Here is an 11,720-nt window from a genome sequence, read left to right as displayed (position 1 = left end):
CCGAGCTGTCGACCATCATCAGATCGATCCGATGTAGCTACGCGAACTACGATATCGTCGTCAAACGAGATGGTACGCGTTCAGCAGGTACTCTCGTTCGACCGCCTCAGGCAGCGGGTTCCAACTCGGTTTCGAAGCCGACCCACGATGGGTGTGCATCGGGATCGTCGGGCAGATACGTTCCCTCGCTGCCACACAGCGTCACCAGCCGACAGACCGACCGCTCGGGCGGCCAGACGGCTTCGACCTCGCGGCCGTCCGAGCGGACGGCCGCCTCCTGGCGGTAAGTAAACGACGACCCCTCGGGGTCGACCAGCGTGATCAACAGTCGGACCTCGTCGGCGTCATCGACTGCGATCGCCGTCCCGTTGACCGCCACCGATCGGTCGCCGGTGCTCACGGCATCGAGGCGGGTTTCGTTGGGAGTGAGTCTCCAGTCGACGGTGATCGAGTCGGTCGGGGTCTGCAGGTCGTAGCTCGTGGCGTTGTCGTCGGTTTCGAGCCTGACGGTCGCCCGGCTGATCCGGTTGGGAACACCGATCGTCGACTCGCCAGCCAGCGTCGGACTGCGCCGCACCGCGAGGGCTTCGAGTTTCGGCGAGACGTAGTCCTCTGGGTTCGGCGTCCACTCGCCGCGGTAGTCGTAGCGGTAGTAGGTTCGGTTCGGGTAGGCATCCAGGACCGCGAAATCACCCGCCGGATCGCGGTCGAGCGCATAGACCACCTCTCCGTCGAGTCCGGGGTCGTTCCGCAGCGACTGGAAGGGGTGGTTCTGCCAGGGGCCGTAGGGGTCGGGAATGAACACGAGGGCGTTCTCGAAGTCGGCCTCTTCGATCGGTTCGTAGGCGGCCGCGAACTTCTGTGTGGGCTCGACGTTCTCCTCGAAGGGATCGGCGAGCAGTGCTGCGTTCGCGCCGCCGACCACGAGGACGCTCACCACGAGGGCGGCGACGGCGAGTCGCCGGGCCGTCGCGTCGGTGGTTCTGGCCGCGAAGCGGTCTGCAAGTCGGCTGTCACGGAGCCACCGCCAGCCAGCGACGAAGCCGATCGCCGCAAAGATCGACAACGGCACGAGCAGGTCGAAATAGTAGAAGGGGCCGAAGTGGGCCACGAGCCCGTTGGTCGGGTCGCTCAGCGTCGCCAACATGTTGTAGTTGCCCCAGAAGGCGAGGTTGCCCAGCGGCACCGAGACGAACAGGCCCGCCAGCAGCAGGCTGGTGGTCGAATCGATACGGGTCCCGGACCACCGCCACCGGCGGACGGCGACCCCCAGGCCGACAGCGGCTGCGGCCGTCCCGAGCAGCCCACCCGTAAACCAGCGGGTGCCGAGATACCGGAGGGCGTAGCTGTTGGCCTCGGCGGCCAGCGGGAGGGTGTAATCGACGGAGTGATCCAGGATCTCACGGTAGCCGAACCCCGGGCCATCGAGCGGGGCGAACACCTGATAGGGGAACACCAGCGGCGAGCCGGTGAGCCGGAGGTTGTAGGCCAGCGTGAGGCCGACGAAGGCGAGCCCGCCCAGCGCGGTCAGCGTGTTGCGCCGCACCGGGTCCGGAAGCGAAGCAAACCGCAGGCCGCCGCGGCCCATCGGGAGCCCGTCTCGACGCAGCGAGCCGCCGACAGTCCACAGCGCGTGGCCGATAAACGGCGCGGCGAACAGCACGGCGGTGTAGGGTCGAGCGAAGAAGGCGAGGCCGATGGCGATTCCCGCGGCCGCTGCCGCCCGCGTCGAGCCCGTGCGGACGCCGTAGAGGTAGGCGACCGCGAACGAGAGGTTGAGGAACGTCGTCGGCGCGTAGGGGAGAAACACCGACGACGTCAACAGCGTCATCGGCGCGGCCGCGAAGAGCGCGGCGGCGACGAAGCCGACCCGACGGTCGACGGCCGTTGCGCCGAGCCAGTAGACTAACCCGGTCGACCCCGCGGCGAGGGCCGCCAGCGTCACGCGTGGCTCGCCGAAGATCGCCATCGAGACCGCGTACATCGCCGCCGGAACCGGGCTGTACTTCGAGTAGAGCCGCCCGCCGTCCTCGATGAAGAACCACGGCCGGAACGCCTCGGCCAGTTCTCCGGCCTGCAGTTCGAGTTGGCCCTCCAGGAGCATCGCCGCCTGGAGGAGATAGACGCCCTCGTCGTGGTTCGTCGAGTGGTAGGGAAAAACCGCAAGCGCAATGAAGAGAACGACCGCCCCCGACAGCGCGGCCACGGTGGCCGCGAGCCATACCTCACGGTCGAGATCGGCAAGGCGGTCGGGCCGAAATCGGGGGTCGGACGCCACGGTTCGAGTTAGGTTTGGATGCCGACATCGCGCATCAGATCGATCGTCGCATCGACATCCGAGAGATCGAGCTCCGCGATCCGGAGATTCGGCACATCGAGTTCGTCGATCGACGGCAGCCGACCGACGGGATCGACCTCGGGGATCACGGGGTACTCGAAGGTCGAGGTGGCGAAGTACTCCTGGGCTTCGGCCGACAGCAGGTGGCGGATGAAGTTCTCGGCCATCTCGGATCTGTCGGTCTCGTCGATGACCGCCGCCCCGGCGACATCGAAGATCGAGCCCGCATCACCGCTGGTGAAGGCGGTCTGGATCGGCGCGTTCGGCGAGCCGTCCAGGACGCGCTGTATGTAGTAGTGGTTGGCGAACCCGGCGTCGAGTTCGCCGTCGGCGACCGCCTGGGAGACCGCGAACTCGTCGGGGTAGGGTTCGATTCCGGCGTCAACAATGCCCTCCAGCCACTCGCGGGTGGCCTCCTCGCCTTCGATCTGGCGCATTGCAGTCACGAACCCCTGACAGGAGGGATAGGAAGGAGCCCAGCCCATATCACCCTCGAAGTCGGGAAACTCCATGACGTCGGAGGGGATCTCCGATTCGCTGTAAGCGTTGGTGTTGAACGGGATCGATCGTGCGCGGCCGGAGGTGCCGACCCACTGGTCGGTGTAGAACTCGTCGCGAACCGGGTCCGTGATCTCCGACGACAGGCCGCGGGTGCGGCCCTCGTCGGCCAGCGCACCGAGCCCGCCGGAGTCGACGGTATAAAAGACATCGGCGGGAGTCCCCTCGCCCTCGTTGAGGATCTGGTTGACCAGATCGCTGCCGCTGTTGTAGCGGACGACCGGATCGAAGTCGGGGTAAGTATCGTCGAGGAAGGAGATCAGCTCGCCGACAAGGAACTCGCCGCGACCCGAGTATATCTGGAGTTCGCCCTCCAGATCGGGCATTTCCGCGACCGGCGTGCCGCCGGGGGCGGGACGCCCCTCACGGCCCGAACCGATCTGGCCGACCGACGACTCCGTCGTCTCCTCGTTGTCCGGGGCACCGACGAGATCCGTACACCCTGCGAGTGTGACTGCACCGATCGCCGCCGATCCCGCGAGGAACCGTCGACGGTTGGAACGAGTCGAATCGTTCTGTCGTGTCATACTTTTAGGCTAGCCTAAAACAACTTATAGTCGTCGGTTCGCCCCCCGTCAGGCCGCCGCGTCGATCTCGTCGAGGCAGTCGAGCCAGTCGCCCATGAACTCGCCGACGTAGTTGAAAAAGTCGCCGTTGTTGTAGTCCGACCAGTCGCCGTCTTCGAGTTCGGCGGCCATCGCCGCGAAGATCGCCGCGTAGGGCTCGTCGTCGGCGGGCGAGACGTCGCCGCCGACGTCGTCGATAATCTCCCAGAGGTGTTCGTTGAGTTCGAGGCCCGGCACCTCGTTGTTGAGGTCATCGAAGGTGCTTCTGGGCGCTTTGTTGTGTTCGCAGAGCGGCGCGCCGTTGTAGATCTGCTTGCCGAGGATGTCGCAGGCGCGTTTGAGGAAGACGCCCGACCAGATGTCGTCGAACCGGCCGACGTCCCACTCGTTTTCGTCCATCGGCAGCTGGTAGAAAGCCGGAATGACCTCGCGGCGGAACGCGAGGTTCATGGAGCAAACCGTGAGATACTGACCTTCCGCGGCGACGAAGTCGCCCTCGAAATCGTCTTCGGTGGTTCGGGTCTGGGCCTGGCCCTGCAAGTCGCCGTCCATCAGGATGCGCACGGCATCCAGATCCGGCACGTTGGTCCACAGACCCTGCGAGGCGACGATCTCGTTGCGCTCGATCTCCGTCGTCTCGGTCTCGACGCTCTCGTGCATCGCCGAGTAGGGGTAGCCACGGGGGTAGAGGTCGTGCTCGTCGGCGTTCTGATAGAGGACGTTGACCCACTGCTCGTCCGAGGAGACGGATTCGATTTCGCCCTCGAAGGCGAGGTTTTCCATGTGGGTGCCGAAGAAGTCCTCGTCGTGTGGCAGGGTGTCGTCGTCGATGAAGAAACCGTAGTCGTAGTCGCCAGCCCACATATACAGCAGGCCGAAGCTCGTTTCGGCGTGGCTTGCGGCGGGGATGATGTGGCTGTACTCCGAGACGTCATGCTCGGCGAACCACTCTTCTCGCCGCGTTCCGTCGAAGACTTCGCCGTCGACGCCCTCCTCGTCGAGCATGGCTTCCATCTCGTCGGTGTCACAGAAGTCCTCGGTGATGAGGACGACGTGCAGCCGCGAGAGGTCGAACTCGTGGTTGCGGGCGTTCTCGAAGTACGACCGCATACACTCGTACTCCCGGATCGTCGGCACCATAACGCAGATGTCCTGACTCATTTCGGTGGCTGATACCTTTTTAGGCATTCCTAAAATATTGTCGATGTTCACCAGCGTGCTGCTGTGCGGTCGTGGTGGCGATCCTCTGCTGAGTGGCCGCTGCCACCGGAGAACTGGGTGGCCGCTGCCACCGGAGAACTGGGTGGCCGCTGCCACCGGAGAACTGGGTGGCCGCTGCCACCGGAGTACTGGGCGGCCGCTGCCGCCGGAGAACTGGGCGGCGGGTTCCGGGCTGCTACCGGCCTATTGGGCAGCCTCGGCGGCGGTTCCCTGCTGGGCGGCTTCGGTGGGCGAGACGCCGAGCAGGACGATCGCTCCGGCCCCGCCGACGAGCGTGACGCCGTTTTTTAAGGCGTGGTCGACGACCGCCGCGGCGAGTGCGGTGCTCGCGCCGATGGGCGTGAGCGCGACCACCAGCGCGGTGAAGGCGGCCTCGTAGAGGCCGATCCCGCCCTGCGACAGCGGGAGGACTTTGGCGAGGTTGCCGACGCTCACCGCGAGGGTGCCGACCGCCAGCAGGGGGCCGAGCGCCAGGCCGCTGTCGAGGGCCGCAAGGACGAGGATCGCCGTTCCGATATCCAGGAGCCAGATCACGAAGCTCCCGGCCCCGATACCCGCCAGCGCACGCGGGTTTCGGGCGACGGCATCCACATCGCGGCCGAAACTGGCCAGCGCCGCCACCGGCGTGCGGAGCCGCGGCAGGCGATCGACGACCATCGCCCCGATCGCACCCGGGCGAAACCGCGAACGAACGACAACGAGCGTCGACAGGCCGACCGCGAGGACGCTCGCGGTCACCCCACCGGCGGCGATCAGCGCGGTCCGGGCCCCCTCGACCTCGTCGACCAGTTCGAGCGGGCCGACACCGTCGACCGTGAGCCAGAGGGTTCCGAGCCCGCCGAGGACGGCGATCGCTGCCAGATCGAAGACGCGCTCAATAGCCAGCGACGCGAAGCCAGCCGGATACGGTACCTCGCGGCGGGCGTTGAGGACGTAAGCCCGCACCGCGTCCCCGGCCCGCGCCGGAAGGACGAGGTTCGCCGTCTGACTGATAAATACTGTGAGCGTGAGAAACCGGGTCCCGAGCGGGTGGCCGGTCGAGGCCAACACGTCAGCATAGCGGCGGCCGCGAAGCGGCCACGAGAGGGAATACAAGCCGACCGCAACAGCGAGCAGCCACGGGTCGGCACGGCCGATAGCCGCGAGAACGGAGGCGAGATCGACGTCTCGAAAGCCGACAACGAGGCCAGCGAAGACGGCCAGCGTGCCAGCGATAGCCACCCGTCGGCGCGTCAGGAGGGCTCGAAGCCTGCCTGTCCACCGACCGCCGGAGCGAAGCATACTCTCCCGTTCGTCGGGAAGTTTTTAAGTCTACCTAAAACTCGGCTCGGCGGCTGTTTCGGGGCTGCTAGCAGTCGAATCGTGGGAAACGCGGGTTAGCGGAGTTCGTCGATCAGTTCCCGCGTCGATCGTCGGACTGCCTCGTCGCTGCTGAGCGTCGGCTCCCAGCCGAGCGCCGAGAGTTTCTCGATCGACAGCCGCATTTTGGGCACGTCGCCGGTCCAGCCGCGGTCGCCACCCGTATACTCGTAGTCGGGGTCCAGCCCCATCTCGTCGGCGACGATGGCGGCGATCCGGTCGACCGAGGTCGTCGTCCGGGTGCCGAGGTTGTAGGTGTTGACCGCCTCGTCGGCGGTAGTGACGATGTGGCACATTGCATCGACGCAGTCGTCGATGTGGAGATAGGATTTCTCCTGGAGCCCGTTGCCCAGAATCGTCAACGTCTCGGGATCGTCGGCGAGCTTTTCGATAAAATCGGGGATGACCGCCCCTCGCAACCCCGAGCCAACGACGTTGGCGAACCGGAAGTTCCAGACCGTGAGGTCGTGGCTGTGGGCCCGCGCGGAGAGAAGCCCCTCGTCGGCGAGTTTGCCCGCACCGTAGGCGCTGATCGGCTCCAGGGGGGCGTAGTCCTCGGGGGTGGGCCGCGGAGCCTCGCCGTAGACGGTCGAAGAAGAGGTGTAGGCGATCCGTGTGACTCCGGCGTCGGCCATCGCCTCCAGGAGAGTGAGCGTCATCTGCGTGTTGGCCTCGAACTGGGCGTGGGGCCGGTCGGTGTTGACGAGTTTCGAGGCCGCAAGGTGGAACACGAGGTCGATATCGTCCAGCACGCCGTCGAGGGTATCGGGGTCGGTGAGGTCGCCTTCGACGAAGCGCGCGTCGTCGGCGACGCGCTCCCGCGAGCCGTTCGAGCAGTTATCGACGACGGTGACCGCCGCGCCGTCGGCGAGCAGTCGGGAAACGAGGTGCGAGCCGACGAAGCCCGCGCCGCCGGTGACGAGTATCCGCTGATCCGAAAGGTCCATACGCCGACGAATCACCGACCGGTAATTAACCGTTCTGCTCCGCGGCGGGAAGCCGCTCGGCGATCCCAACGAGCGTCTGGCCCGCCGTAACGGTCGCTTCGCGGGCGATCGAGTAGACGATCCCCGCCCGGTCGGCGGTCGGCTCCTGGAGCGGCTCGTAGCTCGTCGGCTCGTAGACCGTCCCGAAGGCCGCCCCCGACTCGACGGCCATCCCGAGTTCGACGCTCTCCCCGACCACGAACAGTCCCGAATCGCTGGCCCGCACCCGGCCGAGATGGTTTCGAGCGCGCGTGCCGTCCCACGGTTCGGGCGCGCCGTCCAGGAGGCCGAGCCCTCGACAGACGCCGAGGAGGCCGTCGAGGCCGGTTTCGATGGCCGCCTCGCCGAGCTGCTTGTTGGAGCCGAGTTCAGGGGTGATCGACGGGATCCCTTCGCGGGTCGCGGCGACCCGGAGCTTGCCGTCGAAATCGCGGGTGTCCCACTCGTCGTCGGCGTCCGCGCCAGCAGCTTCGGCCAAGAGGAGGTCGGTGCCGAAAGCTTCGGCGAGTCGCCGGGAGTCGTCGTCGCCGCGAAGGTAGACCGTGTGGGTCAGCATCTCGGGGCTGCCGGTGTGGAGGTCGACGATGGCATCGGCCTCGCCCGCCTCGGCCCAGAGCCGGGCGGCCATTCGCTCGTGGATCGAGCCCTCGGCGTCGCCCGGCCAACACCGGTTCATGTTGGGCGCGGCCGAGTCGATCGGCTCGGGCGTCGTGTAGGAGACGCGATCGAAGGTGAGCGGATCGGCCACCGGCACCGCGATCAGCGTCCCCGAGAGGTCGGCGGCGTCCGGGGCGGTGAGTCGATCGTGGAGCCGCCGGAGGAGTTCGGTGCCGTTGATCTCGCGGCCGTGCTGGGCGGCCTGTACATAGAGGGTCGGCCCATCGCCGGTGCCGTACCGGTGGATAGTGGTCTCGACCCGACGGCCGGAGGGGAGCCGGGCCAGCGTTACCTGCTCGGCAGTGTGCATACGCCTCCCACGGGCTGTGGCCTTGTATCGCTACGGGACGGTCGACTCTTTTATTTAGGTCCACCGCACTGTACGCCGTATGGCGATCGAAACGCGGGATCACGCCCATCTCATCACACACGCGCTGGCCCAAGACACGCTGTCGACGCTCCGATCGACCGAGACCGAACAGGTCGGCTTCAGGAAAGGCCTCGTTCGGCTCGGCCGGATCTGCGGCTACGAGATCATCGACGGCGCGATGGACACCGAGTTCGTCCCGATCCAAACGCCGCTGGCCGAGACGACCGGCGAGCGGGTCAAAGGTCTCGACAACGTCGTGATCATCAACGTGCTGCGGGCCGCAACCCCCTTCGTCGAGGGACTTTTAAAAGCCTTCCCGCGGGCCAAACAGGGCGTCATCTCCGCCGGGCGCGACGAGAGCGCCGGGATGGACGCCGACGGCGAGTTCCCGATCACGATCGACTACGTGAAGCTCCCCGAGATCAACCCCGATGACACCGTTATCGTCGCCGACCCCATGCTGGCGACGGGCTCAACGATGTGCAAGGTCCTCGATCACGTCCTGGATGTCACCGATAGCTACGAAAACCTCTTCGTCCTCTCGGCGGTCTCGGCCCCGGCCGGTCTGATTCGGGTCGACGAGGCGTTCCCCGAGGTCGACCTCCTGACAGTCGCGATCGACGACCGACTCAACGACGACGGCTACATCGTCCCCGGCCTGGGCGATGCGGGCGACCGGGCCTTCCGGACGACCGACTAGTCAGTCGAGGCGGTCACCGAATCAGTCGAATCGGTCGGAGGCGACCGACTACTCAATCGAGGTCGACGCGCCCGCTGGTCGCATTTAACAGGCGTTCGCGGAGGTCGGCGGCCTCGGTGACGGGAACGCGGACCGCAAACGACGCCCGCTCGTCGTAGCTCGCCTCGAACTCGGTGTCGGTCGACTCCAGGATACTTCGCACAGTCCCCGAATCGTCGTAATCGACAGTCGCGGCGAACCGTTCGTGTGGTTCCTGTTCGACGATTCCGGCGTCGTCGACCGCCTGCTTGACAGCCCCGGAGTAGGCGCGGGCTAAGCCGCCGACACCGAGGTTAGTCCCGCCATAATACCGTGTGACGACGGCCACGAGGTTCTGGAGGTCCTGTTGGACGAGCACGTTGAGTGCCGGTTTGCCAGAGGAGCCGCTGGGCTCGCCGTCGTCGCTACACCACTCCCGAAGCATTACCTCGCCGGGGCGGTCGGCGGCGGCCTCGCCCGCCGGGACACGGTAGGCCGGGACGTGGTGGGTCGCCTCGGGGTAGGTCTCGCGTTCCTCGGCGATGACAGCCTCGGCTTCTTCGACGGTGTCGACCGGGACCACGACACCGATGAACTCCGAGCCCTGTCGGTCGAGGGTGGCCTCGCCGCGGCCGTCGACGGTACGGAACGTTGCTGTCACGCCCTCGGCTTGGAGACGGCCGCAGTAAGCCGTGTCGGTCAGCCGGAGTCCGTCTCGAAGACGATCTCCATGAGCGTCTGTTGGGCCTTCCGCAGGTGTTGGTGATACGTGGCGGGAGATATACCGAGGGAGTCGGCGAGAGCTTCGCCGGAGCTGTCCCGCGGCCAGTTGAAAAACCCGGCCCCGTAGGCGGCTTCGAGGGACGCCAGCTGCCGGTCGGTAAGCCGTTCGGAGAGTACCTCCATCGGTCGGTGGAGCTGTTGGTCGGGACGGACCGTCAGGCTCCGGGTAAGCAGTGTCGCCGCCGGGTAGGCGGCTTTGACACCGTCGATCGCCTGCTGGATGTCGGCGTTCGGAGCGAAATGGAACGTCAGCTGGAGGTTACCGTCCTCGATGACCGCCTCGTGGATCGAGCCCGCCTGGGCACGGACCGTCGAGAGCACGGGATGGTCGCTGACAGCCAGCTCGAACCGGGTGAGCTCGTCGTCGGTGCCGAGGATCGTCAGCGACTCCCAGCGGCTGGCTGTCTCGGACTCGACGACCGCCTCGATGGCCCGTATCGCCCCGCCGCTCGCAGTGCCGTAGACGAGGAAGCCGCCGTCGCCGACCGGCACCGATCGGGTGTAGGCGATTCGCCCCTCGACCGGTGCTACCCCGTGGCGCTCGAAGACGGCCTCGACCTGAAAGGAGAGTTCGATGATTTCGTCGCTCAGCAGCGCCCGCTGGCGTTCGCTGGTCGCGATCGCGTGGCCGACGACCTCGCCGAGCTGTTCAAGCACCGCCCGTTCGTGAGCGCCGAAGGCGTCGCCGCGGCCGGTGAAAACCCCAAGTACGCCATACTGCGTCGACTCGTGGCCGATCGGCACGGCCGCGAACGATTCGATCTCGGCGGCCGGAGGCTGCTCGCCCGAGGAGTCGGCCCCGGAAGCCGACTCGAACGGAAGGATGTCATCCGCCAGATCGGTACGAAACACCGCGCCAGCATCCCCCTGGGCGACCGGCTCGGTGAGCAGCGACGCGACACCCGTTGTATCGAACACCGCCTGTGAGCCAGCCTGTGCGCTGATCGAACACTCCCCGGTGGTCGGGTCGATCTCCCCGAGGCAGGCGGCCTCATAGGAGTCGGCGGCCGCCAGTTGGGTACAGAGGGTCTCCTGGATCTCCTCCCGTGTCGACTGTTCGAGGACGGCATCAGTAATCTCACGGAACACCCGGTTGAGACTGTTGAGCGCCTCCAGATCCGCCCGCTGTTCGGCGAGTCGCCGCTCGCGTGCCTTCTGTTCGGTAATGTCGGTCGCGACCGCACAGAGTGCGTAGCTCTCGCCGTCGTCGTCGACCATCGGTGTCTTGCGTGTAAGATGTGTTCGCAGATCGTCGCCAACGGGGATCTCCTCCTCGACGGCGACCGTCGACTCGCGGCTGAACACGCGTCTGTCGTCGGCGCGGAACGCCGCGGCGGTCTCGGCGTCGAAGAGCTCCTCGTCGGTGAGCTCAGAGACGGGCACTTCCGGCGGAATACCGAACATATCCCGGCAGGTCTGGTTCATCAACAGGTAGCGCCCGTCGGCATCCTTCATGAAGACGGCCGACTCGATCGTATCGAGGACTGCCTGGAGCCGACGGGTCGTCTCGCGGAGCTCCCGTTCCTGTTCCTTTCGAGTGGTGACGTCCCGAACGTTCAACAGCGCGCCGTCGATCACCGGATCGTCCCGCTTGTCGACGCCCGTGACTTCGACCCACCGCCAGGAGCCGTCGGCGTGTTTCGCGCGAAACTCGACTGTCAGCTCGTCGGCCGGTTCGCCCAGGAGTTTGGCAAACGACTCCTCGGCGGTAGCCCGATCGTCGGGATGGACGTTGGCGAAGCTGTCGATCCCGACCACGTCCTCCGGCTGGTGGCCGAGCATCGTCTCGACCGGCGGGGAGTTGTATTTGACTCTCCCCGTCTCGTCGACGATCAACACGTAGTCCGCGGAGTACGAGAGGATCCTGTCGAGATACGTCGTCTCGTCCTGGAGGGATCGATCGACCGCCGAGGCGGGCCGCCACCAGAGACGTTGGCCCGAATCAAGCGTCTTGCTCCGTAGCTCCCCCGCCTCGACGAGTCCGGAGAGGTGACGCCGGACGGTCTCCTCGTCGACATCGAGCACCGCGGAGATTTCAGCGATCGTCCGGGGTTCGGATGGCCTCTCGGCTGCAGTAAACACCGCAAGCGTCGGCGCATAATCAGCTTCGACCGACCAGTCAGACGACATACCCCTCCTCGGTCACAAGAACGCAAAATAGTTG

General features: G+C 66.3%; 9 protein-coding genes. 1 reads left to right on the top strand and 8 read right to left on the bottom strand.

Features of this window, described 5'->3' with window-relative positions; all coding sequences use genetic code 11:
* Positions 1 to 106: 106 nt before the first annotated feature.
* The 6 genes from NO877_RS00285 to NO877_RS00260 form a co-directional block, all read right to left on the bottom strand.
* Positions 107 to 2,278: a DUF7846 domain-containing protein gene (locus NO877_RS00285; protein WP_256394296.1), complete on the bottom strand. Its 2,172-nt coding sequence runs from the start codon at positions 2,276 to 2,278 to the stop codon at positions 107 to 109.
* Between the two features lie 8 nt (positions 2,279 to 2,286).
* Positions 2,287 to 3,423, bottom strand: a complete 1,137-nt coding sequence (locus tag NO877_RS00280) for an extracellular solute-binding protein (RefSeq protein WP_256394295.1) — start codon at positions 3,421 to 3,423, stop codon at positions 2,287 to 2,289.
* 48 nt (positions 3,424 to 3,471) lie between these two features.
* Complete coding sequence (locus NO877_RS00275; protein WP_256394294.1) at positions 3,472 to 4,623, bottom strand: alpha-1 4-glucan-protein synthase; 1,152 nt, start codon at positions 4,621 to 4,623, stop codon at positions 3,472 to 3,474.
* Positions 4,624 to 4,866: 243 nt separating this feature from the next.
* Positions 4,867 to 5,964, bottom strand: a complete 1,098-nt coding sequence (locus tag NO877_RS00270) for a lysylphosphatidylglycerol synthase transmembrane domain-containing protein (RefSeq protein ID WP_256394293.1) — start codon at positions 5,962 to 5,964, stop codon at positions 4,867 to 4,869.
* Between the two features lie 95 nt (positions 5,965 to 6,059).
* Positions 6,060 to 6,989 carry an NAD-dependent epimerase/dehydratase family protein gene (locus tag NO877_RS00265; protein WP_256394292.1) on the bottom strand — a complete coding sequence of 310 codons (930 nt, stop codon included), beginning with the start codon at positions 6,987 to 6,989 and terminating at the stop codon, positions 6,060 to 6,062.
* 25 nt (positions 6,990 to 7,014) lie between these two features.
* On the bottom strand, positions 7,015 to 7,995 hold the full coding sequence (locus tag NO877_RS00260) for a succinylglutamate desuccinylase/aspartoacylase family protein (protein WP_256394291.1): 981 nt from the start codon (positions 7,993 to 7,995) through the stop codon (positions 7,015 to 7,017).
* A 79-nt stretch (positions 7,996 to 8,074) separates the two neighbouring features.
* On the opposite strand from NO877_RS00260, the gene upp reads away from it, so the two are divergent.
* Complete coding sequence (upp, locus tag NO877_RS00255; protein WP_256394290.1) at positions 8,075 to 8,755, top strand: uracil phosphoribosyltransferase; 681 nt, start codon at positions 8,075 to 8,077, stop codon at positions 8,753 to 8,755.
* Positions 8,756 to 8,807: 52 nt separating this feature from the next.
* Here the strand turns inward: upp and NO877_RS00250 are convergent, their stop codons facing one another.
* Both NO877_RS00250 and NO877_RS00245 read right to left on the bottom strand, forming a co-directional pair.
* The gene (locus tag NO877_RS00250; RefSeq protein ID WP_256394289.1) at positions 8,808 to 9,434 is read right to left on the bottom strand and encodes an IMPACT family protein; all 627 of its coding nucleotides are present in this window, start codon (positions 9,432 to 9,434) and stop codon (positions 8,808 to 8,810) included.
* A 38-nt stretch (positions 9,435 to 9,472) separates the two neighbouring features.
* Entirely contained in the window at positions 9,473 to 11,686 is a 2,214-nt protein-coding gene (locus NO877_RS00245; RefSeq protein ID WP_256394288.1) for a PAS domain S-box protein, read from the bottom strand.
* Positions 11,687 to 11,720 lie beyond the last annotated feature (34 nt).

The sequence above is a fragment of the Halohasta litorea genome (assembly GCF_024494645.1).
GTDB classification, from domain to species: Archaea; Halobacteriota; Halobacteria; order Halobacteriales; family Haloferacaceae; genus Halohasta; species Halohasta litorea.
Note: the sequence above shows the minus strand (reverse complement) of the source record. Positions and strands in the feature narration are given on the sequence as shown.

Excerpts from the sequence above, each read along its gene's own strand:
- NO877_RS00245 (WP_256394288.1), bottom strand. The coding sequence starts at position 11,686 with ATGTCGTCTGACTGGTCGGTCGAAGCTGATTATGCGCCGACGCTTGCG.
- NO877_RS00275 (WP_256394294.1), bottom strand. The coding sequence starts at position 4,623 with ATGAGTCAGGACATCTGCGTTATGGTGCCGACGATCCGGGAGTACGAG.
- NO877_RS00260 (WP_256394291.1), bottom strand. The coding sequence starts at position 7,995 with ATGCACACTGCCGAGCAGGTAACGCTGGCCCGGCTCCCCTCCGGCCGT.
- NO877_RS00270 (WP_256394293.1), bottom strand. The coding sequence starts at position 5,964 with ATGCTTCGCTCCGGCGGTCGGTGGACAGGCAGGCTTCGAGCCCTCCTG.
- NO877_RS00265 (WP_256394292.1), bottom strand. The coding sequence starts at position 6,989 with ATGGACCTTTCGGATCAGCGGATACTCGTCACCGGCGGCGCGGGCTTC.
- NO877_RS00280 (WP_256394295.1), bottom strand. The coding sequence starts at position 3,423 with ATGACACGACAGAACGATTCGACTCGTTCCAACCGTCGACGGTTCCTC.
- upp (WP_256394290.1), top strand. The coding sequence starts at position 8,075 with ATGGCGATCGAAACGCGGGATCACGCCCATCTCATCACACACGCGCTG.